Source organism: Candidatus Neomarinimicrobiota bacterium, assembly GCA_021157965.1.
Taxonomy (GTDB): Bacteria; Fidelibacterota; Fidelibacteria; order Fidelibacterales; family Fidelibacteraceae; genus Fidelibacter.
Genome location: JAGGVO010000004.1, coordinates 21805 through 45376, shown reverse-complemented (window position 1 = coordinate 45376; position 23572 = coordinate 21805). Strand labels below are relative to the sequence as shown.

Sequence of the window (23572 nt, the reverse complement as noted above, 5' to 3'; positions counted from 1 at the left end):
TTAGAGATTTAGGAAAGGAAAGAGTTGAATTCATGGTAAATAGGGTTTCTTCAGATATTTTTCTGCTTCCAGGACAGCCCGGGTTGTCTCTTTGGAATCCATAACCCGCTGATAATACCTAAGGGCTTTTTTACGATTCCCCTGAAGATCAGCCATTTGTCCGATTTTCAAAAGAGACCGGTTTTTCTGCCATTGATATTCAAAACAATAATTTTTTATGACTGCCTGAAACAGTGATTCAGCCTTTTGAAAATCGCCTTTCTCCATAGCATATACCGCCTGGACATATTTTTTTCTCAGTCCCCATACCCTTTTTCCCCCCTCACTAAGCCAGGTTGTATATTTGTCAAAATCCCCGAGGACTTCATCAGCCGGGTCAAAGTGGCCTGACAGAATCAGGGCTTCGGCATACAAAGAGCGGTTTTCAAGATTCCCGGGGTACTCTTTCAGCAGCTCCTCACCTATTGTGAGGGCTTTCGGATAATCACACATTTCATAGGTATAAATCAACAGAAGCAGGTGACCCGCTTCGGCTTTTGAACGTTCACCCCGATTCCAGGTCTGCCAAAAATAACCGAGTCCTCTCCGGATAGCTTCTTCAGCATCAATCACCGCTCCGACCACAGAATAATGCTGTGCCATAATACCGCTGTAAAACTCGTATGTCCCCATGGCGATAAGAGCATCCGTCAATGTAGTATCCAGTCCGTACGCCGTTTTAACCTTCTCGATTCCCCTGTAACCGTGATAATATCCCTGTAAATATTTATTCCCGGCCATATATACCTGTGATTTAAGTCCCAACAATGCTCCGTAATACATGAGAATATCGGCATATTCCGGATTTTTTTTATCCAGTGCTTTATCAAATACACTTTTTGCCTCTTCAACCCCATTCATGAGAAACTCATTTGCTTCCCGATACTGACCGTTGATTTTCAGCTTCATATATTCTGAATTCAAAAGGTAAAATATCCTCACAGGTTCGGGGACGTCTGCTTTTCTGAACAGAGATTGACCTTTGGAAAACTGATAATTCTGTATATCATGAACACCTTTTACTAAAAGACTGTCAGCCAACATGTGGCAGGGCAGTAAAGCAAAAAAAAGAGCCAGAACGGTTAGTGTACGGATTTTCCGGCTCATTTATAACGCCGGTTCGGATTGGGGACATTCACATCGCTGGGCACAATCCAGGCACCGGGATACCCGTTTTGACGGGCTTTACGTTCGACATCCATGGCATCAAGATCTCTGAGAAAATCCCCGACTCTCACTTTATAATAGGGGGATTCAAACACGATATAAACGGGCTGGTTGAAAAATTCCACGGCTCTGTCCGCCACATTTTCTGCCTGATTCACATCCTGGGTGGATACAATCTGAACGCGATATCCTCTCCGGACGGTGACGGAATCCTCAATATTCAGGCCTGTTGTATCCCGGATATAATCGATGATGGTTGAATCCGAAGCCTGAACAGTCTGATAGGAAAAAACCCGGTTATCTTTCAGGGTTTCAGGATCAATCCATTCATTCTGCCTGACCTGCGCAAAGGCAACCTTTATTATCAGCAAAAGGATAATACTCAATCGACCCATCAAATATCTCCAATCTGGTTTTGTTTAATCCAGCCTACCTTGTCATCATAATAAGAGACTTCCACCCAATCAGTCCCTGCTTTGTCCAGAATACGCACCTTCGATCCCTCATGGAGCATAAACAGGGTATTGGCCGCTTCCTGTGGAGCACTTTTCACTTCAACCTCTTTGTTTAAAAGAATACCAAAATGGTGGGTTTTATCATAATGACGTGTATGTAAGGAAAGGGACAGGCTGATGATAAACAGGATTGAGATTAAGAGGATCAGGGGATTTGAAAGGCGTTTCAACCAACGTTTTTTATAAAGTTTCCGGGAAATAAAAAAGAGGATAAGGCCGCTCATTAAAAAATATCCGGACAATCGAAAACTGAAGGATGCCCCCAGCATATCCCTCAGATCCCACCAGAGTTGGATAGGGAAAAATGCCTCAGGAAGCACCATTTTATCCGTAATCCGGAGCCTTGCCAGAGCCAGGTTGTGATTCACCTGTGTGTCTCTCGGCCGGATTCGTTTTGCTTTTTCCCAATACCGGATAGCTTGTCCGGTCTGACCAAGCCTGTAATAACAATTTCCCATATTGTAGTAAAGTTCAAAGCTTATCCGGCCTGTTTCGGCAATTTCTTCATAAAGGTCCAGAGCCAAACTATACTGTTCTGATGAATAATATGAATTAGCCTTCACAAAAAGACGTTCACGCTCTTCCTCCTGTGCAAACAGGGTCAAGGGGATGAGAATCAGCAAAATCAGATATTTGATATGCAACCTCATCTCTTTTTCTCCAGAAGACGAATCAAAGCCAGCATTTCCTTTTTCAATTGATGTGCTTTCGTAATTTCTGTTTCAGACGGTAAATAATTCAAAAATTCCACCTCTTTCCACCAGTTGTCAAACCGCTGCAAAAGGGTATCATCATCGATTTTTTTGCGGCAGTATGCCATCACGTCACTTCGGGTCAGATTTTGCCGACTGTGGCCTTTTTTATCTGCCACATACCGGGCAAAAAGTTTCGGAAGCATCATGATGATCTCTTCGGCATTCTCCGGTAATTCCCGGACAGCGGCTTCCAGGATTCTGTAAGCCGCTTTTTTTCTCACATAAGCCGGATTTCTTTCAAGGAATTTCTTCGTACAGGAAAAAATGGCCCATACAAGGCAAATCAGAAAAGATATAACGTAACCGGTCCAATCCACAGCACGAATAGTATTACGGGAATCTTCAGAGATAATCCGCCCTTCCTTGAGCTGAATAAAACGGATATCCTGAGACAAAAGTTCCACTTCCCGGCGGCTGAGCCCCTGCTGTTTTTCCCGTATCAGATGGGTATTGGGCGTTACCGTTAAAATCAGGTCGGAAACCATCTGCTTCTTATATTTTCCGTCTTCCGGAGAAAAATAGGAAAATTCAACCGGTTCAAAATAATAGGTCCCCTGATAATTGGGAATGATCACATACTCCCATGTTTTGCTGCCGGTATATCCCTGATCGGTCAGGCGGACCTTTTCCTGATTCTCCGGCTCAAAAACCATGAACTGGTCCGGAAATTCCGGCTTGGGAAATGTAAAATTCTTAAAATTCCCCTTTCCTTTCACTTCAATCTTTAAAGTAACAGCTTGATTTTCTTCAGTTTGTACTGTATCAAAAGCAGCATTCAGGGTAAACGACCCCACGGCTCCCGTAAAAGAAGCCGGCGGATCAGACGGCAGGGGACGGATATTCAGGATCAGCTCAGGTGATACCACATCCACATTTCTCAATTGGATACCCATGCCAAAAGGGTCATCAAAAATGGAGCGCCTGCCCTGGCGGGGACTTTCCACTTCCAGGCGAATAACCTGGGACGGGATAGTGTCTTTGCCGCTGATAGCCGGTGTGAGAATCACCTGCTGCAAAACCGCCGTCTGGTAGGATACTCCCTGCACTGTTTCAGTCCTGACTACAGGATTTCGCGGAACCGGCAGGAAATCGGTCAGATATCCTGTAAACAGGGTTTTATCCACGTGGTAATTCCGGATATTTTCACGAAAATAAATTTTATAAGATAAGACAAAGGGCTCCCCTACATAAGGGGTGCGGGTTGAGGGAAGGAGCTCAAAATAGAATGGTTTCAAACGAGTCTGATCGGCCCGGGTATCAGGAATGCCTTCTGGCTCCCGGACCCTGATAGTCACCGGTTCAGTTTGAAAGGACTGCCGCTTATTCTGAAATGTGTAGGATGGGATGGTCAGCCGGCCCGTTTTCAAAGGAGCCAGGGTATAAGTCACAGAATACACTTTCATGGACTGCCCGTTAATCCAGGAATACTGGTTTGATTTTGACGGACCGGATATGACGCTAAAATCTTTAAGGCGGGAAACATCCGGGTCGGGATTGCCGGAAAAGTTCTCAAAGGTGAATGTCAACAGGAACCGTTCTTTCAGAGAGATTTCATTTTCTGAAACAGAGACACTCACACGGGGGGTGGCAGCGACAAGAATTCCTGTTCCCATGACTCCTATCAGAAGCCCTGCAAAAACCCTGATACATAATAAAAACAGTTCTTTTTTTAAAATAGCCCTGCTCACCAGTCTTTCTCTCTTTCAATCTTTGACTTTTGGTACCGGTATCTGAGAATTTCTTTCATGGCTTCTTTTTCTTTTTCCCGCATGGCATCCAGTAAATTTACCATTTGTTGACGGGTGAGTTCCTCTTCTTTTTGCTCCGGCCGGGATTCTTGTTGCCGGGGTTGAGATTCTTCCGGCTCTGCCTGATCCTTGCCCTTTTTTTCCTGCTGGTTTTGATTTTCTTTATCTTCACTCTTTTGCGAATCTTGTTGATTTTCTTCGTCCGGGGATTTTTGTTCCTTTTCTTTTTCCTGTTTTTCTTTCTCCTTCTGATCCTGGCGGTTGGATTGTTGATCCTGCTGTTGCTGGAGCTGAGCCTTGATAAGCTCGTACATCACTTTGCTGTTGATATCCCGGGGATTGAGGAGAATAGCCTGTTCAAAGGCTTTTAATGCTTCATCAAGCTTTCCCTCCTTTGCCTTCAGGTGTCCCCGGTTATACCAGGTTTTTGCCAGGAACTCAGGATCTTCCGAATATCGCATTGTCTTGTCAAAATGAGTGGCTGCCAGGTCCGAGCGACCGGCCTTCAGGGCAGATGTCCCTGCATTGTAGTGTAATACCTTATTGTCCGGCTCATCCTCAAGTCTTTTCAAATAATAGGCGAGAGAGGTATCGTACTTTCCTTCATAAAATGCATTCAATCCCGGATCGGCTCCCCAAAGGACTGTTGCCAGGAAAAGCTGTATCACCACGAAATATTTACATCGTTGTGTCTGCATCATTCCTTTTTCCGTTTTCCGGTATTAGTCCACTCACAAGAAATAAAAGTAATGCCAGACCTAAAAAGATCTGAAACAGTTGTTTAAACTGACCATATTCATGGGTTTGAAATACTTTTTTATCGAGTTTGGAAATATCGTTGTAAATCTGAAGCAGGGGATTTTCCACATCCGTAAGACGCAGGTATTCCCCGCCGGTGGCATGGGCCATTTGCCAGAGGGCATCCTCGTTCAGTTGTGTGATAATCACTTTGCCCGATTTGTCCCGTTTATAATCTGCCAGTTGACCGTTTTTATATACCGGGATGGGGGCCCCTTCAAGGGTTCCCACACCGACCGAATAGATGATCACACCCTTACCGGCTGCTTGTTTCACTGCTTCTTCAATTTGTTTTTCGTGATCCTCACCGTCACTGATCAGTATCAGGACTTTGTGCTTATCATCTTTTTCGGGAAAAGCACCGGTTGCAACGGTAATGGCATCGGCAATAGCCGAGCCCTGGACAGGCAGCAGGTTTACATCCATCACATCCAGAAGCATGCGGGCGGCCCGGTGGTCCAGAGTCAACGGGCACTGAAGGTGGGCCACACCGGCAAATCCCACCAGACCTACCCGGTCCCCTTTTAAAACAGAAAACATTTTGACAATCTCAAGTTTTGCTCTTTCAAGCCGGGAGGGTTTCACATCGGCCGCACTCATACTCTGACTCAAATCCAGGACAACAAGAATATCCACTCCTTCCCGCTGAACTTCCCGGATTTCCGTCCCTACACCCGGTCCGGTCAGGGCAAAAATACACAATGCCAATCCTGTATATTCCAGAAAATAAATCATTTTCCGGCGGGTCGGATTAATATGAATAATGCGTGGATAAGTTTTTGAATGGAAAAAAACTTTTCTATGCCGTTTCCAGCGCGACGTATCCACCGACCGGATCATCATAAGAAAGGGAATCAGTAATAGAAGCCACAATGCCTGGGGATGTGTCAGTTCAATCATGGCCGCACCCTCCACAATACACGACCCAAAATCCACCCAAGAATAAAGAGAATCAATGCCGGTATCAAAAAGCGGTAAAAGAGTTCCTCCCAGTCAGTAAATTGTGAAACTTTTATCTCTGTCTTTTCCATTTCGGAAATATCCTGCCAGATCTGATTTAATTTATCTTCCGTATCGGCCCGGAAGAAGGTTCCGCCGGTTTTTTCGGCAACTTCCGTTAAAAGTTCCTCATTGACTTCAATTTGGACCGGTATCATCCGGTGGCCAAAGAGGGGATCATCCACCGGCATCCTCACCTGTCCATGCATACCCATGGCGATGGTATAGATTTTAATATCAAATTCCCGGGCAAAATCCGCTGCCGTCAGCGGATCAATTTCCCCGGCATTGTTATCCCCGTCGCTGAGAAGAATGATGATTTTGCTTTTTGCATCCGAATCCCTCAACCGGTTTACACCATTGGCAATAGCCAGCCCGATAGCCGTCCCGTCCAGGTTTTCCGGAATGATCTGTACATCCTCAATCATCCCGTTTAAAACATCATAATCCACCGTGAGGGGACACTGGAGAAAGGCTTCAGCTGCAAAAACAACCAGCCCGATGCGGTCTGTGGTACGTCCCCGGACAAAATCCATGGCAACCTGCTTTGCGGCTTCAAGTCTGTTGGGCTTAAAATCCACAGCCCGCATGGAACCGGAAATATCCAACGTGATCATGATATCTATCCCGGGCTGGGTCAATTCACGGGTTACATTCCCTCGTTGCGGCCGTGCCAGAGCCACAATCATCAGGATAAAAGCCGCATATTTTAAAATCAGGGGAATTAGGAGTTTTATAGGATACCCGGGGGCAAATTTTCGGAGTGAGACCAGAGTTCCGATACGAAGGGTAAAGCGCCTTGAAAAACGACGACGGAATTCCGTTATAATCAATGGTATCAGAAGCAGCAGAGAAAAGAAAATTTCCGGATTCTGAAATCTGAACATATTTTCCTTGAATCGTTATTATCCACCATACAAATCCTCAGGTGAGGATTGATTCACTGTTCCGGTCAATTCCGGGACATTTCAATCGTATGACCTAAACGCAAAATAGTTCCTTCATCATAGGCTCTGCCAATTATCTGACATCCTACAGGCAGTCCCCCTTTTCCAGGCTTTCCGGGAACACTCAGAGCAGGCAGACCGGCAATATTTACAGAAACAGTAAATATATCGCTTAAATACATTCTGAGTGGATCGTTGATATTCTCACCCAGTTTAAAAGCCGTTGTCGGTGTTGTGGGGAGCATGATTCCGTCCAAATCATTCAGCAGCGTGGCAAATTCCCGGGCGATTAAAGTACGGACCTTCTGTCCCCGGGCATAATAAGCCTCATAATAGCCGGATGAAAGAACGTAGGTTCCCAGCATAATCCGCCGTTTAACTTCCGAACCGAATCCCTTTGAGCGGTTTTCGGCATAACAGGAAAAAAGGTCATCGGTGCCTGTCTTCTGATTCACGCCATACCGAATTCCGTCAAACCGGGCCAGATTACTGGATGCCTCGGCCGTTGCCAGGATATAATAGACGGCAATGGCATAATCGGCATATTTCAATTCAATTTCCCGAAACATGACTCCGGCTTTTTCCAGAGTTTCCACCGCATCCCGAAAGGAATCCATCACATCCGGATTCACTCCTTTTTCAAGCAAATGCCAGGGAATGCCCAGAGTCAGTCCGTTCACTCCCTCATCCAATGCACGAACATAATTCCCGACAGGAACGTCGGCAGATGTGGAATCCCGGGGATCTTTCCCCGCAATAACTTCCAGGAGTTCCGCAGACTGTCGGACTGTCCGGGTAATGGGACCGATCTGGTCAAAGGAGGATGCAAAGGCCGTGAGACCATAACGGGATACCCGACCGTATGTGGGTTTGAGTCCCACCGTGCCCGTAAACGCCGCCGGCTGGCGGATTGATCCCCCTGTATCCGATCCCAGAGCATAATCTACGAGCCCTGATGCCACTGCAGCAGCCGAGCCGCCACTGGAGCCTCCCGGAACACGTGTTTCGTCAACAGGATTTTTTACGGCTCCTTCGGCGGAATACTCATTGGAAGACCCCATAGCAAATTCATCCATGTTTGTCTTACCAAAAATGACTCCTCCGGCAGCCCGGATTTTTTCAATCACCGTGGCATCATAAGGGGAACGGAATGTCTTTAAAATCCTGCTTGCACATGTAGTTGGCAAACCATGCACATTGATGTTGTCTTTGACTGCAATGATTTTCCCTGATAACGGGCCCTGAATAGCCGCCTGTTCTTCAAGATGTTTCCGAAGCCACGCTTTATCCACGGTGACAAATATGGGATTGTCGGACTGGCTTACCGCCTCAACCAATTCGTAAATGTGATCCTCTGCTGAACGTTTCATAAATCCCCGGTTTTCTTAACCCTTTTTCTCTTCTTTACGACTGTCCTGTCCAGCGGACTTTTCCGCCTTATTCTCCTCTTCATCATCCCCGACATTTTCCAGTTCGTCCTTTACGTCATGTGCCGCTTTTTTAAACTCCCGAAGGCCCTTTCCAAGTCCTTTGGCCAATTCAGGGAGTTTTTTCGGACCGAAAATCAATAGAATGATCACCAGGATAATAATGAGTTCCCATGGACCGAAATTCATTGTAACCTCACTTTCATCGTGTATATTTTAAGATATAAAACCCAAATACAATCCCCAAAAGACTCACCACATTCATCCGAAGTATGAGAGAAAAACTGAATTCAATGATACTCAGATCAATGGTCAGGGGATTTGTAAAACCAAAAGCATATTTCTTCAAAAGGAATTCCCTTACCACACTCTCGGGCAGAATCATTCCGAACAATTCACCAAGTATACCGCCGATGATGGCACCCAACAAGATAATTCCCAATGCTTTTCCAACCGAAAATTTTTGTTTCATTGATCTGTCCTCAACACATTGAATAAGTTTGCTCCGGAAATATCACCGATAACCTCATCAACAACCCTTTCAGGATGCAAAAGAAAAGCTGCAACCGGATATTTCTTGAATCCTACTCCCAAAATCCGCTCGTCTGCTTTGGAAACCACGATGGAATTTATGGTATCATCCCGGGAAAATGAATGAAATCTATAGGATTCAGGCCAGCTCACCTCTTCATTTATATCATACCGGGTAAGCCAGAAATTAGTATTATCGGTAATAATGGAAGAGCCGGCCGAAGGCCTTTTTTTGTCCTTGAGAGGAATGAGATCCGCGGTAAGTCCCTGGCTTGCTTTAATAAAATAATATCCTTCGGCAATGGCTAAAACCGGTTTATAATTCCTTATGACGTGGGCGATCAGATGACTGTCCTTTACATCGGAATACCCGGGAACATATAATCCGCCGGGTATGAGGAGTGCCGAGATTTCATCGGGGTTCCAGTTCCCGCTTTCCAGAAACACCGCTTTCTGACCGCAACAATTCCGGACAGCCCAGTACAGGTCGTGATCTCCGCTGGCGCCCGGATATTTCAGTATACCGATTTTTTCCATACGCTTACCTTACCTTTTGAAAACTTCTGCTGATTTATTTTCTGCCTGAAGGCTTGGCCAGGACAAGTTCGCTGTTGATTATTTTTTGATTCCGCCAGATTTCCAGATGGATCACATCTCCGGTTTTCAGGTAATTTTCATTGATAACCCGGTAAATATCCCGTGTATTCGTAATAGGTATATCATTGACTTTCCGGATAATATCTCCGACTTTCAGGCCGGCCTTATGGGCGGAACTGTTTTTCCGGACATCCGTCACAATGACACCCTGTTTAAAGGGTAAATTCAAATAGGCTGCTATATATTGATCCAGGGTTTGCACGCTGAGACCGGTTTCAAATCCCCTTTCTACATATCCACTACGGATCAATTCATCCACGACGGTTTTCATTCTGTTTACAGGGATGGCGAAGCCTACACCGACAGATCCTCCAACCTGACTTCCTCCTGTAAAAATAAAGGTATTAATGCCGATCATCTCGCCGTGGACATTCACAAGGGCACCTCCGCTATTACCCGAATTAATACTGGCATCAGTTTGGATCATTTCCTGATAGACCCTTCCACCGGCCTGTTCTCCGAAATTGACATTTTTCGAACTGACAATACCAATGGTTGCCGTGGGCTGATTGCTTATATCAAAAAGTCCGAAAGGATTTCCCAAAGCCACCACCCATTCCCCGATGATCACGTCATCACTGTCACCAATTTCAATGTTTGGAAGGTCCTTAGCCTCAATTTTCAAAAGGGAAATATCGGTCAAGTCATCTACACCTACAACCTCTGCAGGATAACGGGCACCACCACTAAGAGTGACAATCACCTTTACGGCATTCTTTCCCACCACATGGGCATTTGTAATGATGTATCCGTCGTCACTGATAATTACCCCGCTTCCCATACTTTTCACTTCCCGTTTATAAAGCTGTCCGGGAAAAAGCAGATTCCACAACGGATCATTATGGACTGTTCCGGGCGATAGAGCCCTGATTTCCGTCACATGAATACCGACTACTGCCGGTACACACTTTTCAATGGCATTCGTGATGGCATTCCGGCGGCTTTCCGTTACCTGTTGATTCAGATTGTCCGACTTTTGCGGACCGATAAATTGCGCCGGAGCTGATATCACAGTCATCAGAATAAGGGTTATACAAATGAGCCTTTTATCTTTCAGCATTATGATACTCCTGACCATTGCCATGTAATCTGCGGATTATAAATGACTTCCTCAAGCACTAATCCCCGGGCAGGGGCCGTAACAGCCCCTGAGCCATGGTTATGCTTCTTCAGAATGTTTTCAAAATCTTCAACCGTGTATCGCCCCTTCCCCACTTCTACCATGGTGCCGGCAAGAGAGCGGACCATGGAATGAAGAAACCGGTTCGCCTGCACTGTGAAAAACAGTTCCGAACCTATAACGTGCCATCCGGCAGTCTGAATATCACATTTTTTGTTTTCTGTTTCTGTCTGACTCAGGCAAAAGGATGTAAAATCATGTTCACCGGATATGACAGGCAGGCACTGTTTCATGGCAGATACATCAAGAGATTGATAGATCTGCCAGGCAAAACGGCGTTTTAAAACCGTAATTCCGTTGAATATCCTATAAGTATATCGCCGTGAAACAGCATCAAAACGGGCATGAAAGGTATCGTCCACCCGGGAAACCCCTATGATGCGAATATCTTCCGGCAAATAGCTGTTTAAAGCCATCCCCAGTTTATGGCAAGGAATTTTATCCGGCAGATCGGCATGAAAGATTTGTCCTGCTGCATGGACTCCAGAATCCGTCCGTCCGCTGCCAACAATACGTATATCCAGTTGATAAAGGGCAAGAAAAGCTTTTTCAATGGCCTCCTGAATGGTGGGCTGATCCGGTTGAAGCTGAAACCCGCAATAGGCGGTCCCTTCATATTCCGTGCGAAAGGCAAAACGTTTAAGAGCCATATTCTCCGCTCCTGCCGAACCCGCGGGTGGTTAAAGCCACCGACAATTGATCCACACGTTCAAAAGATCCTATAAAGAGGGGAATAATAAGAGATATGTAATAACGAACCTGTTTCAGAAGGCCCTTCTCTTTTTTAATCCCCAGAATCCTGTGGACCTGGATCAGTGACCGGTACTCGTCACGAATAACCCGAAAATACTGCATTCCGATAAAAAGTCCGGCAGAAAAAGGATGCTGTTTCCCGTCCCTCTTCAACAAACGGTTTTGCAACCTGGCGGACAATCCATCCATATCGGAAAGGGGATTATAATTGAACATCAGGGCCACCACTCCCATGACATTCAGGTTACGGAGCGTAAAATATCCGGCTACAGACCACAACTGCTTTTCCCTGAAAGCACCCCAGTAATCACCAACTCCGATCCGGAAAAAAAGATGAACACCAAGGGTGATTAAAAGAAAGGGAGACATGGATATGAGAAAACGGCCGATTCGGCTGGGATTGGGAGCAAAAATAATCAGGGGAATGAGCATCAAACTGAAAATCATCTGGTAAATAACTCCCGGAAACCATACGGCGATTAACATGGCAAGAAAGAGAAGAGAATACATATTTTTATACTTTGTCGGTTTCTTCATGGGTTCAGGACAATGGACAGGTTGATTGAGGTTTCTTCCGGGGTTATTTGTAAAGAGGATTCCATGGAACGGCTCAGATAGGCAACATCCAACACACTCACAAGACGATTGAATATCATCCCGCCAATCAAAAAGGTCATCCGGTGGTCTGTCCTGTCTTTCCGGATCCGGATATCCCTGAATGTGTTGGCATGATCCAAAGATTCCCAATTCCAGGCATACTGTTCATCATAGATTTTATCAGGCATCCTGTTTTCAAGCATCTCTTCCCGGTGATCCTCCCAACTCAGGTAACTGCCCATATCCACCCAATACTGGGAACTTCCATAAAAAGATGCCGCACCGGAATGGGCTTCGGCATAATGAACCATATCGTCATGCTGCACATCCCTGTACAGATACAAACCGGCATAGGAGACCCAGAGTGCAGCTTCAGCAATTATGAATCCCCGCCCTCTGCGGGATGCGTCCAGACTATGTTCACCCCAACCGGGAAGGATCAGACTTTTTAATATGGCCCTATTATCTGATGCGTGGACAATACTCATCAACATGAAAAAGAGAAAGAGACACTTTTTGAAAATTTTCACGGAATCCTCACTTCTTTATTTAAAAGCGGATGAAAAACAAACCCAGAATCACCAGATTGGTCACTGCAAACCACAGTGAAAAATTCCGGATCTGTTTAAGAACGATTTTTCCGGCGACAGGTTTCAGATAAAAAACGCCGGCTAAGACCGGACCTCCGGATTTATTTTCCAAAAGAATTTCATACCGGATGGAATCGGACAAATCCGTCATCATCAGAGAACCTTTCCAGTCTGCTGCCGTAGAGTCTTCCACCAGCAAATAATCCTGTTCATTCAATGTTTTGCAGACCTTTTCAAGATATGGTGTATCGGGCGGGAAGTAAACCCGCTCCTTCTCATCTGCGGCAAAAAGCAGAGAAATTGCCAAAAGCATACCTAAAAGCATCTTACGGGTCATTGCGATTCCTTTTTACCGGCCACAGGGGAGTGAGCAAAACCCCCATCAGAACTCCGCACAGGATAAAGGCAAAAGTATTTCCGGACTTCACATAAGGGCTTTGCATGTCAGGGACCGTCATTCGGACATCCAGGATGCCACGGGTATTCAGGGGAAGTTCTTTCAGGATGCGTCCCGTATGGTCGATGGCCATGGAAACGCCGGTATTGGCACAGCGGATGACGGGTCTTCGGGTTTCAACGGCACGAAAAATTGCCTGAGAGGCATGCTGATAAGGTCCCCAGGAATCTCCAAACCAGCTGTCATTGGTCACCAGGATGTGATATTCACCTCCGTTCCGGATTTTTATCAAGGCCTCCCGGGAAAATACCGATTCATAGCAAATCATGGGAGCCAGGGTAACATCCAGAGAATCAACTCTCAGCAACGGTTCGTTTTTTCCGGCAGTAAAATTCCCCTGTCCCAGATTCAAACGGGATAAGCGGGGAAATACATCGGACAGGGGGATATACTCCCCGAACGGAACCAGTTTTTGTTTGTTATATTTTCCACTAATCCCCTGTTGAGGTTCAAATACATACAGGCTGTTTGTTACATAGACCTTGCCGTTCCGGACAAAATAGTCGGGGACCCCGGAAATCAAAACACAGCCTGTTTCCCGGCTTAATTCTTCCAGCATGGATCGGTACTTAATCTGAGTCCGGATATAGACGGGAGTGGCGCTTTCAGGCCAGACGATGATATCCACACTATCCACCCCCGGTGCCCGGCTGAGGGATATCATGGTATCAAAAATTTCATCCCGCCTTTCTCTTTCCCATTTTTCGTGAGAATCATAATCCGGCTGTACCAGCCGAAAAACATGGGATTTAGCAGGCTCGTTCTGTTGATACAGCCGAAAAATACCATAGGTATAGGGGACAATCAGGAAAATTCCCAAAAGGACATAAAAAATTTGCCGGATTCCCCGGTATGCCGGGACCTTCATCAAAAGACAGAACAAAAGGGTGTTCACAGATACCAGAAGAAAGGAAATGAGAAAGGGTCCCCCCAGATCAGCCATCTGAATAAAGGGAAGGTTGGCCGTTTGACCATTCGCCACAAGGACCCATTGAAAGCCCAGGGCTCCAAATGAGCGGATAAATTCCACAACAGTCCACACAATAGGAAAGACAAAAAGGCCTAATCCTCCATGGCGACGGATATACAGGACAGTTATCCAGCCCATCACTCCGTAATTCAAAGCAAGAAAGGCGGCGGCCATCAAGGCAGACAGGGTGACAAGCCATACAGAAGCCCCGCTGTTAAAAGCAAGCCAGTGGACCAGAACCAATGAATAGATAAAACCGAAAAAATAGCCCCGGGCAAAGCCTTTTTCCGGCTCCATGTAAAAGACATACAGGAGGGGAAGCAGGGCAAAATATCCCAGGATCCAGGCATTGACCGGTGGAAAGGTCATGGCCAAGGCCAGGGCTGATACAAGAATCAGGATTTTGTTTTTCAGGGTGCCTTTCATCGTTTCAATCCGTAATCAAGATATTCCTGTAAAATGATCCGTGCAGACATTTGATCAACAAGGCCCTTGTTTTCCGAAGGTTTGAGCCCTTTCTGACGGAGGATATTTTTTGCTTCGACACTGGTAAAGCGTTCATCCCATAGAGTTACGGGGACGGAGATACGCTTTTTCAGGGCCTCAACAAAGCGGTCCACTTCCAGGGTTTGACGGGTTTTAACCCCCCGGAGTCCCAGGGGATATCCCACCAGTACCTGGCTTACATCCCATTTTACGATAAGATTTTCAAGTGCCTGTAACAGCAAATCCTCCTCATCCACCTGCAGAGTATCCAGCGGGGTTGCCACAACATTGAGCGGATCTGAAAGGGCAAGTCCCACCCTTTTATGACCATAATCCACGGCCAGAATTCTACTCATGGCTATTCAACGGGGTTTTCAGATATTCTTTGAGAATTTTTCCCGGTTTGAAATGGGTCTTCCTTCGGGGGGGTACGTGGACAATTTCATTGGTTCGCGGGTTCCGTGCCATGGGTTTCGCCTGGGTGGGTTTCACTTCAAACACGCCAAAATTCCTGATTTCAATGCGGACTTTCTCCGCCGTTTCGTCCATCAGCAGCTCCCGGAGGACAGAAAAAAGTCCGTCCACCATCTCTTCTGCAACATAGAGGTTTAAATCCATCAGGTTCTGCAATTTTACGGCAACGTCTTTTTTTGTGTACGTTATTTCAGTCATAATCCCTTCCTAAATACGTTCAACCGAGAGAATCCCGGGAATTTTCTTGATCTTTGCTATAATCCGTCCGGCATGACGGACATTTTCCACCATTATGGCCACCTGTCCCCTGGCCAGTTTACCTTCCACATCAAAATTTACGGACAACATATTGGTATTCATTTCACGAATTACTGCCACAATATCATACATCATGTTCTTACGGTCTTCACAAATGATATTGAGCCGGACAATAAAAGTTCGCCCGCTTTTCAAATCCCAGGTAACGTCAATCAGCCGATCCTGTTCAGACTCAATTTTCGGAATGTTTTTGCAGTTGCTGCGATGGACCGTAATGCCCCGCCCCCGGGTAATAAAGCCGACAATATCATCACCGGGGATGGGATTACAACATTTGGCAAACTGGACCATCACATTGTCCAGGCCCTGAACGGTCACCCCCTGGGTTGTCCGGGTAAAGGGACGGAGGATTTTTGCCACGGTAAATTCACTATCACCGGGTTTTCCCGAATCATCCAACAGGGTATTTACCACATCCCTGAGTGTCAGATCCCCCTTTCCCAGAGCCTGGTGAAACAGATCCAGGGTTTGATAACCCATTTCCTGATATCGTTCCCTCACCTCTTTGATCTTATCCGATTTCTTCAGCCGCCGGAGTCCCTTTTCCAGGATTTCTTCACCCAGCTTAACACTCTGTTCAAATTCATTCCGCTGAAGCCATTTGCGGATTCGGGAACGGGCTTTATTGGTACGGACGTATTTCAGCCAGTTATAGCTTGGGCTGTGGTTGGCGGATGTAATAATTTCTATCTGATCACCACTGCTCAATTCGGTATTCAGAGGAACAATTTTGGCATTGACCTTGGCACCGATGCACCGCAGACCGATTTCCGTATGAACGGCAAAGGCAAAATCAAGGGCTGTGGATCCTTTGGGAAGACTGATCAGGTCCCCCTTGGGCGTAAAAACAAAAATTTCATCCTTGAAAAGGTCGATCTTCAGGGTTTCCATAAAATCCGACTCATTGGCTGAATCGGATTTAAGCATGTCAACAAGATCTCTGAGCCACTGAATATGTTTATCCAGACTGTCATCATTTTCCTTGGATTCTTTGTACTTCCAGTGTGCCGCAATACCCACTTCCGCCTTTTTGTGCATCTCATGGGTCCGGATCTGAATTTCAATCAGTTTTCCTCCCGGACCGATAACCGTTGAATGAACGGATTGATACCCATTGGATTTGGCATTGGCGATAAAATCGCGGAAACGCTCGGGGATCGGTTTAAATAACTGATGGATATACCCCAGGGAACCGTAACATTCCGCCACAGTGTTTACAATTACACGGATCGCCAGAACATCATAAATTTCCTCAAAGGGCTTGTTCTGTTTTTTCATCTTGTTGTAGATGGAGTAAAAATGCTTCAGGCGTCCAAAGATGACGGCTTCGATTCCGTTTTCCCGGAGTTTTTTATCGATAAGTCCGGTAAAATTATTGATATAGGCTTCCAGTTCTTCCCGTTTGGCACTGACTTTCTTTTCCAGGAATTTAAAAATCCGGGGTTCCAGATATTTCAGGGCCAGATCTTCCATTTCCATTTTCAGGCGGTACATTCCCAAACGGTGGGCTAAAGGTGCGTAGACATCGCGGGTTTCAATGGCAATACGCCGTTGCTTGACCAGGGGCAGAGATCCCAGGGTGCGCATATTATGAAGCCTGTCTGCAAATTTGATAATGAGCACCCGGATATCTTCTGCCACACCCAGAAGCATTTTCCGGAAATTTTCAGCCTGCTGCTCCTGTTCGCTGTTGAACTTGATACCCCCGATTTTGGTGACGCCTTTCACTAAAAAAGCAATGGTGGGAGAAAATTCTTCGGCAATAATTTCCTCGGAAATGGCTGTATCCTCCACCACATCGTGCAACAAGGCGGCACACAAGGTAATGGTATCCATAGATAGATCCGTCAGAATCAGGGCTGTATTGTAGACATGTTCGAAGTACGGTTCACCGGAACGCCTGAACTGTCCCATGTGGGCATTTTGGGCAAATTGATAAGCTTTCCAGAGGAGGGGGATATCGTTATCGATATTATCATTATATTTCCTGACAGCATCCAGAAGCACCAAAAACTTCTTGGGATAATTTTCAGGGTCCGCTTCTGTCAGGGTCCATGTCATCAGAATGCCTCATCAATATCATAATCCCCAGCCGGTGCATTTTCAAAACGGGTGAGATGTTTTTCAAAGGTGAGGGGAATTCTTCCGATCGGGCCATTACGCTGTTTGGATATGATAAGTTCCGCTTTGCCTTCATGTTCCGGGTCTTTGGAATAGACTTCTTCCCGGTAAACGAACATTACAACATCGGCATCCTGCTCAATGGCTCCGGATTCCCGCAAATCGGACAGGTGGGGTCTGTGATCACCGGACCGGGAATCCACGGCACGGTTCAGCTGGGCAACAGCTATAACGGGGATATGAAGCTCCTTGGCCATTGCCTTGAGTCCCTGACTAATGGAGGAAATTTCCTGTTCCCGGGTAGAGGAACGGCTTGTAATGCCCCGGGCAATCTGAAGGTAATCCACAAACACAATATCGAGTCCCTTTTCCATTTTCAGGCGTCGGGCCCGGCTGCGGATATCCATGATGCTCAGACTGGGTGTATCATCCACATAAATTTCAGATTCATGTAATTTGGACGCTGCCTCAATGAGAGTGCTCCACATTTCATTGGGAATACGACCCTTCCGGAGTTTCTGGTGGTCAATACTGCTTTGCATACTTAAAAGACGCAACACAAGCTGTTCATTAGACATCTCGAGGGAGAAAAAACCCACTTTTTTCTTATAATCCACAGCCATGCGACGCATCATGCTTAAACTGATGGCAGTTTTACCCATGGAAGGTCGGCCGGCGATGATAATCAGATCCGACGGCTGAAACCCGGATGTCATTTTATCCAGACCGATAAAACCGGTGTGGAGTCCGATTACATCCTGATCATGATTTTTCAGACTCTCAATATGATCGATAGTGCCATGGATAATCTGATGAATGCCAACAAAATCAGACGGAGCAGACTGGGATTTCAGTTTATAGATTTCCTGCTGGGCCTGATCCAGAATCGCTTCCGCTTCTTCTTCTTCATTGTAGGCATCGGTCACCATCCGGGTCGAGACAGAGATAATATGGCGCAGGATGGATTTGTTTTTTACAATAGAAGCATAATAATCAATATTAGCTGCCGTGGGCATGGCTTCCGCCAGGTTGGAAACATAATAGGCACCGCCGCATTTTTCCAGGTGCTTCAACTGAGAGAGTTTCTCCGTAACGGTAAGCTGATCAATGGGTTTGCTTTCATTGTACAGAATCACCATGGCATGAAAAATCAACTGGTGAGATTCCCGGTAAAAATCATCTTCAGAGAGCAGTTCAATACCCCGGTTTGCAGCGGCATCATCCAGCATCATAGCCCCCAAAACAGCCATTTCCGATTCAATGGACTGTGGAGGGATACGTGTTACATTTTCCTGAGCCATGTTAATCCTTTAAATACATTTCTTTCAGTTTCTCAAAATCACGGAAATACTCTCCTTCCAGGCCGGCATTCCGGAGAATTGCCGCGGGATGATAAAAGGCACACAGAGGAACACCATGGTATTCGAATGATTGTTTTCGCATGGATGTGAGAGATGTATCGGACGGAAGCCGAAGCAGGGTTCTGGCGGCAATCCGTCCCAAAGCTACAATCACCCGGGGGTTCAGCAATTCAATCTGACGATGAAGATACGGCTCGCATAAAGCGATCTCATCAGGAAGAGGATCCCGGTTCCCCGGCGGGCGGCACTTCAGTACATTGGTGATAAAAATCCTGTCCCGGTCCAGACCAATATGGTGCAGGGCTTTATCCAACAGTTTACCTGCCCGGCCGACAAAAGGAATTCCAGTTTCATCTTCCACAGCCCCCGGTGCTTCACCAACAAATAAAATGTCCGCGTCAGGAGAGCCGTCCCCAAAAACAAAATGTTTCCGGGTTTGGGATAAAGCACATTTCGTACACTGCTCAATGGATTGGCGATACAGGTCCAGTTCAGTCATCTTTTTATCTCTGTTTACCAAAAGTTCTGCTCCGAATACATCCCGAACATACGTCAGGTATGAACGTATTCTTTTTTGAGGACTTTTTGGATCCATAATTATTATCCGGCAATCAATGAAAGAATTTTCTTTGCCAGTTTCCGTTTAGACATTAATGGTATTTCAACACGCAAGCCATCCTTTCCCAGTATGATACACTCATTGGTATCATGTCCGAAGGCTGCGCCTTTTTTTATGGGGTTATTGATTACAATAAAATCCAGGTTTTTTTCTTTCAGTTTGCGGAGGGATGCTGCCTCTTCATCTTTGATTTCCACACTGAATCCCACCAGAATCTGATCTGTTTTTCTTTTTCCCATCTCCCGGAGGATATCAGTAGTGGCAGATAGCTTGATCTGCGAAGGAATAGCTTGTTTTTTAACTTTTCCTTCCTGTTTTTCCGGGCGGATATCTTCCACTGCCGCAGCCATCATCACCAGGTGAGCTTTTTCATAACGGGACAACAGTTCATGGGCCATTTCATCGGCCGTATTCACCCGGATTGTCGTATACGGACCTTCAGCTTCAATATTGCCCGGCCCCAGAACCAATGTCACCTCGGCTCCGGCCAGGGCAGCAGCCCGGGCCAGGGCTATCCCCATTTTTCCTGAGGAAGGATTTGAGATGAAACGAATATCATCCAGGTATTCCCGGGTAGGTCCCCCGCTGACTAAAACCTTTTTTCCCTTCAGCATTCCCCTGAAGGTAAAATAGTCGTTCATTTCAGCAAGAATTTCCTTTTCATCCGCCAGTCGCCCTTTCCCTTCTCCTTCAGTCCGGGAAGCAAGAGGACCGGTTTCCGGTTCAATAATCCCGTAACCGGCATCGAGGAGCGCTTTCCGGTTTTTCCGGAAAAAGGGATTCTCATACATACGGGTATTCATCGCCAGGGCAAAAAAGCATTTTTCAGGAGCAACCGCCAGAATCATAGTACTTAACAAGTCGTCCCCAATGCCTGAAGCGGCTTTACCCACAATATTGGCCGTGGCGGGGACAATCAAAAGCATGTCTGCAGCAGCGACAAGATCAATATGGCGAGTTGACACCTTTCCTCCCGATTTCCACATACTGGTAAGAACCGGTTTGTCGGTAAAGGTCTCGAAGGTCAAAGGAGTCATAAATTCCAGGGCATGTTCCGTCATGACCACCTGTACATTACAGGCATAATCGTGTGTGAGTCTGCGGACGAGGGATGCCGCCTTGTATACGGCGATCCCGCCCGTTATTCCCACAAGAATCCTTTTTTCTCTCAGGGCATCCATTAAATCAGATGATCATCCATATCAAACATGGTTTCGTCTTCCAAATCTTCATACCCTTCATCAGGATCACTGTATTCATATTCAATTTCCTGATCGGCATACTGACGCATAGCCATGGTTGTTGGCTTTTCCAGGCTGTCGAAGTCGAAATCATCGTACAAAGCTTCCTGTTCAACTTCTTCTTCCCCTTCAGATACCTGATAGGGACGGAGTGTGAATTTATCAGCTCGCCGCTGGTTGATCTGACGCGCCCGTTTTGCCATAACAATGATTGCTTCAAAGATATCTTCGGGTCTGTCACCTTCGTATTTGAATCCATCTTTTGACATTTAGCACCTTTCCTTTATCTGTTTGATCAATGTTTCTGTTTTATGGACTGCCTTTTCAAGCCGTTCGTTGATAACGACTTCATCAAATGCATCCTTCATCGCTGTTTCCAGGGAGATCCTGGAAAGACGTTTTTCTATCTGTTCCGGCGTTTCGGTTTTCCGGTTTATGAGTCTTTCCCTTAATAGATTCACATCCGGGACTTCAATAAAGATGGAGAGGGATTGTTCCGGATATTGTTTCTTAATACTCATGGCACCTTTGACATCCAGGTCAAAAATGCACACCTTCCCATCTTCCAGAGCCTGACGAACCGGTTCTGCCGGGGTACCGTAATATTCACCGTGGACCTCTTCAAATTCGAGCAGTTTCTTTTCACGGATCATGTTCTGAAAAACATCCCTTGACACAAAGTGATAATCTTGTCCGTCCACTTCCCCTGTCCGGGGTCGGCGGGTTGTTGCCGAAACAGAAAAAAACCAGTCAGGATGACGTCGCAAGAGTTCCCGAATGATGGTTGTCTTGCCTGCACCGCTGTGAGCGGCAAAAAGAATGAGTACACCTTGTTTCATTGGATATTCTGAACCTGCTCACGAATTATTTCGATCCGGTTTTTAATTTCCACTACCCGCTGGGAAATATCGGCATTAGCTACCTTATTCCCCAGGGTATTCACCTCGCGATGCATTTCCTGAAGGAGAAAATTACACCTTTTCCCCACGGAATCCTGTTCATTCAGGTATGCTTTGAATTGGAGCAAATGGCTTTTAAAACGCTGGATCTCTTCAGAAACATCCAGTTTATCAGCGAGAAGGGCAATCTCCTGATACATCCGGGCTTCATCCAGGGTGTACTGATTCATCAGCTTTGCCACCCGCTCCTCCATGGCAGTTACATGTTGGTCCAGATTGATCTGCCGGAGTGAATCAATCTTATCGATTTCACGGGACATACTTTGCAGGTCCCGTTCAAACTGTTCTTTCAGGTATTCCCCTTCCTGTCTTTGCATGGCTTCCAGATGGGCCATGGCCGTATCGGTTGTATTCAGGATTGCTTTAGCCAGTGCTTCTTCTTCCACGGCTGTATCCATCAGTTCCACCACATCCTCCCGGGAGAGAATATCGGTGACGGTGAGTGTACCCTCCACATCAAATTTTTCTTTGAGGATACTTTTCAGATCCAGAAGGTTTCGGAGGAGTTTCTCATTCAATTGAAAGTAACTGATTTCACCGGTATCCCCCGTCAGATTCAGGATAAAAAGAATTTTGCCTCGTTTCAGTCTTTTCGTCAGATAGTCCCGGATGGGATTTTCAAGGAACGCGACTTTTCGGGGAATCACGGTAACGACATCCAGATACCGGCTGTTCACGGATTTCACTTCCACCGTGAACCGGATGCTGTGATAGGTACCTTCTGCTTTTCCGAAACCTGTCATACTGAGCATATCCGGGTCTCCGTCTTTTGGGGCAGAAAGTTAAGTATTTTTCCGTTACCAGGAAACGGAATTCATTTGTTTTTTAATGATTTATCCCGGGACCTGCCGGAAAATTTGTCAAATAATACGGGCGAAGCTACTAATAATAAAAGAAAAAGATGTTGGTAAATGATTTATTCCATTATTAAATTTTCAAGCTTGAAACGCAGTCCCGGAAATGTTTTGAGCACAATCACGGTGGCTCCGGGTGAAGAGAGTCACACAAACGGAGGAATTCGATTTGAAAACGTATACGGCAAAACCGTCAGAGATCGAACGAAAGTGGTTTATTGTTGATGCCACGGATCTGGTTTTGGGTCGCTTATCCAGTGAGGTTGCCCAGATATTGAGGGGCAAACACAAACCCACATTCACCCCCCACATGGATACGGGGGATTTTGTCATTATCATCAATGCGGAAAAGGTACGATTAACAGGAAACAAGGAGTCGTACAAGCAATATTTTCGTCATACAGGATATCCGGGAGGTACCCGGTATACATCTCTGAAGGTGTTGCGTTCAAGCCATCCTGAAGAGATCATCACCCGTGCCGTCAGGGGCATGCTTCCCCACAACCGTCTGGGCCGTCAGCTGATCAAGAAGCTGAAGGTATACAGCGGGCCTGAGCACCCGCATCAGGCGCAAATGCCCGAAACCCTGAATTTAAAAAAGGAGTTGAGTGACAATGCTTAAGAACGAATATATTGCCGTTGGACGCAGAAAATCAGCAGTTGCCAGGGTACGGCTTCGTCCCGGTACCGGTAAAATCACAGTCAACAAACGGCCTCTTGAAGAGTATTTCGGACGTGAAACATCCCAGATGATTGTAAGGCAGCCGTTGGAGTTAATCAAATTCGGGAACGCTTATGATATCATTGTCACCGTTCAGGGTGGAGGTCCCACTGGACAAGCCGGCGCGGTCCGTCACGGACTGAGCAGAGCTTTGACACTTGTGAATCCCGAAGCACGGCCGGTATTAAAATCCGCAGGTTTTCTGACCCGTGATCCGCGTCGTGTTGAACGGAAGAAATACGGTCTGCGTGGCGCCCGCCGTGCATTCCAGTTCTCGAAACGTTAACC

28 protein-coding genes are annotated in these 23572 nt (G+C 46.2%); 2 read left to right on the top strand and 26 right to left on the bottom strand.

Annotated features, from left to right (window positions below):
- Nucleotides 1–30: 30 nt before the first annotated feature.
- From J7K63_00430 to J7K63_00305, 26 genes are all read right to left on the bottom strand, one after another.
- A complete protein-coding gene (locus tag J7K63_00430) occupies nucleotides 31–1146 on the bottom strand; it encodes a tetratricopeptide repeat protein (protein MCD6233494.1) in 1116 nt (371 codons plus the stop codon).
- A complete protein-coding gene (locus J7K63_00425) occupies nucleotides 1143–1601 on the bottom strand; it encodes an SPOR domain-containing protein (GenBank protein MCD6233493.1) in 459 nt (152 codons plus the stop codon). The genes J7K63_00430 and J7K63_00425 overlap by 4 nt, the downstream gene beginning before the upstream one ends.
- Complete coding sequence (locus tag J7K63_00420; GenBank protein MCD6233492.1) at nucleotides 1601–2371, bottom strand: tetratricopeptide repeat protein; 771 nt, start codon at nucleotides 2369–2371, stop codon at nucleotides 1601–1603. The genes J7K63_00425 and J7K63_00420 overlap by 1 nt, the downstream gene beginning before the upstream one ends.
- Complete coding sequence (locus tag J7K63_00415; protein ID MCD6233491.1) at nucleotides 2368–4089, bottom strand: protein BatD; 1722 nt, start codon at nucleotides 4087–4089, stop codon at nucleotides 2368–2370. Before J7K63_00415 ends, J7K63_00420 begins: the two co-directional genes overlap by 4 nt.
- A 71-nt stretch (nucleotides 4090–4160) precedes the next feature.
- Nucleotides 4161–4925 carry a tetratricopeptide repeat protein gene (locus tag J7K63_00410; GenBank protein MCD6233490.1) on the bottom strand — a complete coding sequence of 255 codons (765 nt, stop codon included), beginning with the start codon at nucleotides 4923–4925 and terminating at the stop codon, nucleotides 4161–4163.
- A complete protein-coding gene (locus J7K63_00405) occupies nucleotides 4903–5922 on the bottom strand; it encodes a VWA domain-containing protein (GenBank protein MCD6233489.1) in 1020 nt (339 codons plus the stop codon). Before J7K63_00405 ends, J7K63_00410 begins: the two co-directional genes overlap by 23 nt.
- Nucleotides 5919–6908, bottom strand: a complete 990-nt coding sequence (locus J7K63_00400; GenBank protein ID MCD6233488.1) for a VWA domain-containing protein — start codon at nucleotides 6906–6908, stop codon at nucleotides 5919–5921. The genes J7K63_00405 and J7K63_00400 overlap by 4 nt, the downstream gene beginning before the upstream one ends.
- Before the next feature lie 65 nt (nucleotides 6909–6973).
- Complete coding sequence (gene gatA / locus J7K63_00395) at nucleotides 6974–8338, bottom strand: Asp-tRNA(Asn)/Glu-tRNA(Gln) amidotransferase subunit GatA (protein ID MCD6233487.1); 1365 nt, start codon at nucleotides 8336–8338, stop codon at nucleotides 6974–6976.
- A 15-nt stretch (nucleotides 8339–8353) separates the two neighbouring features.
- Nucleotides 8354–8584 carry a twin-arginine translocase TatA/TatE family subunit gene (locus J7K63_00390; GenBank protein MCD6233486.1) on the bottom strand — a complete coding sequence of 77 codons (231 nt, stop codon included), beginning with the start codon at nucleotides 8582–8584 and terminating at the stop codon, nucleotides 8354–8356.
- 13 nt (nucleotides 8585–8597) lie between these two features.
- Complete coding sequence (locus tag J7K63_00385; GenBank protein MCD6233485.1) at nucleotides 8598–8867, bottom strand: DUF4321 domain-containing protein; 270 nt, start codon at nucleotides 8865–8867, stop codon at nucleotides 8598–8600.
- The gene (locus J7K63_00380) at nucleotides 8864–9463 is read right to left on the bottom strand and encodes a hypothetical protein (protein ID MCD6233484.1); all 600 of its coding nucleotides are present in this window, start codon (nucleotides 9461–9463) and stop codon (nucleotides 8864–8866) included. The genes J7K63_00385 and J7K63_00380 overlap by 4 nt, the downstream gene beginning before the upstream one ends.
- A gap of 34 nt (nucleotides 9464–9497) precedes the next feature.
- Complete coding sequence (locus tag J7K63_00375; protein ID MCD6233483.1) at nucleotides 9498–10643, bottom strand: trypsin-like peptidase domain-containing protein; 1146 nt, start codon at nucleotides 10641–10643, stop codon at nucleotides 9498–9500.
- Complete coding sequence (truA, locus tag J7K63_00370; protein MCD6233482.1) at nucleotides 10643–11413, bottom strand: tRNA pseudouridine(38-40) synthase TruA; 771 nt, start codon at nucleotides 11411–11413, stop codon at nucleotides 10643–10645. Before truA ends, J7K63_00375 begins: the two co-directional genes overlap by 1 nt.
- Entirely contained in the window at nucleotides 11403–12053 is a 651-nt protein-coding gene (locus tag J7K63_00365; GenBank protein ID MCD6233481.1) for a hypothetical protein, read from the bottom strand. Before J7K63_00365 ends, truA begins: the two co-directional genes overlap by 11 nt.
- Complete coding sequence (locus tag J7K63_00360; GenBank protein ID MCD6233480.1) at nucleotides 12050–12643, bottom strand: hypothetical protein; 594 nt, start codon at nucleotides 12641–12643, stop codon at nucleotides 12050–12052. The genes J7K63_00365 and J7K63_00360 overlap by 4 nt, the downstream gene beginning before the upstream one ends.
- Before the next feature lie 19 nt (nucleotides 12644–12662).
- Nucleotides 12663–13040 (bottom strand): hypothetical protein, encoded by a 378-nt coding sequence (locus tag J7K63_00355; protein MCD6233479.1) that lies wholly within the window; start codon nucleotides 13038–13040, stop codon nucleotides 12663–12665.
- Nucleotides 13030–14556: an apolipoprotein N-acyltransferase gene (gene lnt / locus J7K63_00350; protein ID MCD6233478.1), complete on the bottom strand. Its 1527-nt coding sequence runs from the start codon at nucleotides 14554–14556 to the stop codon at nucleotides 13030–13032. Before lnt ends, J7K63_00355 begins: the two co-directional genes overlap by 11 nt.
- Nucleotides 14553–14972: a Holliday junction resolvase RuvX gene (ruvX, locus tag J7K63_00345; GenBank protein MCD6233477.1), complete on the bottom strand. Its 420-nt coding sequence runs from the start codon at nucleotides 14970–14972 to the stop codon at nucleotides 14553–14555. Before ruvX ends, lnt begins: the two co-directional genes overlap by 4 nt.
- Nucleotides 14965–15288 carry an integration host factor subunit beta gene (locus J7K63_00340; GenBank protein MCD6233476.1) on the bottom strand — a complete coding sequence of 108 codons (324 nt, stop codon included), beginning with the start codon at nucleotides 15286–15288 and terminating at the stop codon, nucleotides 14965–14967. The genes ruvX and J7K63_00340 overlap by 8 nt, the downstream gene beginning before the upstream one ends.
- Before the next feature lie 9 nt (nucleotides 15289–15297).
- Nucleotides 15298–17469, bottom strand: coding sequence for a bifunctional (p)ppGpp synthetase/guanosine-3',5'-bis(diphosphate) 3'-pyrophosphohydrolase (locus J7K63_00335; protein MCD6233475.1), 2172 nt, complete (start codon nucleotides 17467–17469; stop codon nucleotides 15298–15300).
- Nucleotides 17469–18830, bottom strand: a complete 1362-nt coding sequence (dnaB, locus tag J7K63_00330) for a replicative DNA helicase (GenBank protein MCD6233474.1) — start codon at nucleotides 18828–18830, stop codon at nucleotides 17469–17471. Before dnaB ends, J7K63_00335 begins: the two co-directional genes overlap by 1 nt.
- Before the next feature lies 1 nt (nucleotide 18831).
- On the bottom strand, nucleotides 18832–19485 hold the full coding sequence (locus J7K63_00325) for a uracil-DNA glycosylase (protein ID MCD6233473.1): 654 nt from the start codon (nucleotides 19483–19485) through the stop codon (nucleotides 18832–18834).
- Between the two features lie 5 nt (nucleotides 19486–19490).
- The gene (gene coaBC, locus J7K63_00320) at nucleotides 19491–20690 is read right to left on the bottom strand and encodes a bifunctional phosphopantothenoylcysteine decarboxylase/phosphopantothenate--cysteine ligase CoaBC (GenBank protein ID MCD6233472.1); all 1200 of its coding nucleotides are present in this window, start codon (nucleotides 20688–20690) and stop codon (nucleotides 19491–19493) included.
- Nucleotides 20690–21019: a DNA-directed RNA polymerase subunit omega gene (locus J7K63_00315; GenBank protein ID MCD6233471.1), complete on the bottom strand. Its 330-nt coding sequence runs from the start codon at nucleotides 21017–21019 to the stop codon at nucleotides 20690–20692. The genes coaBC and J7K63_00315 overlap by 1 nt, the downstream gene beginning before the upstream one ends.
- A complete protein-coding gene (gmk, locus tag J7K63_00310; GenBank protein ID MCD6233470.1) occupies nucleotides 21020–21589 on the bottom strand; it encodes a guanylate kinase in 570 nt (189 codons plus the stop codon).
- Nucleotides 21586–22461, bottom strand: coding sequence for a YicC family protein (locus J7K63_00305; GenBank protein MCD6233469.1), 876 nt, complete (start codon nucleotides 22459–22461; stop codon nucleotides 21586–21588). The genes gmk and J7K63_00305 overlap by 4 nt, the downstream gene beginning before the upstream one ends.
- 271 nt (nucleotides 22462–22732) lie before the next feature.
- On the opposite strand from J7K63_00305, the gene rplM reads away from it, so the two are divergent.
- On the top strand, nucleotides 22733–23185 hold the full coding sequence (gene rplM, locus J7K63_00300; GenBank protein MCD6233468.1) for a 50S ribosomal protein L13: 453 nt from the start codon (nucleotides 22733–22735) through the stop codon (nucleotides 23183–23185).
- Nucleotides 23178–23570: a 30S ribosomal protein S9 gene (rpsI, locus tag J7K63_00295; GenBank protein MCD6233467.1), complete on the top strand. Its 393-nt coding sequence runs from the start codon at nucleotides 23178–23180 to the stop codon at nucleotides 23568–23570. The genes rplM and rpsI overlap by 8 nt, the downstream gene beginning before the upstream one ends.
- The last annotated feature ends 2 nt before the right edge of the window (nucleotides 23571–23572 follow it).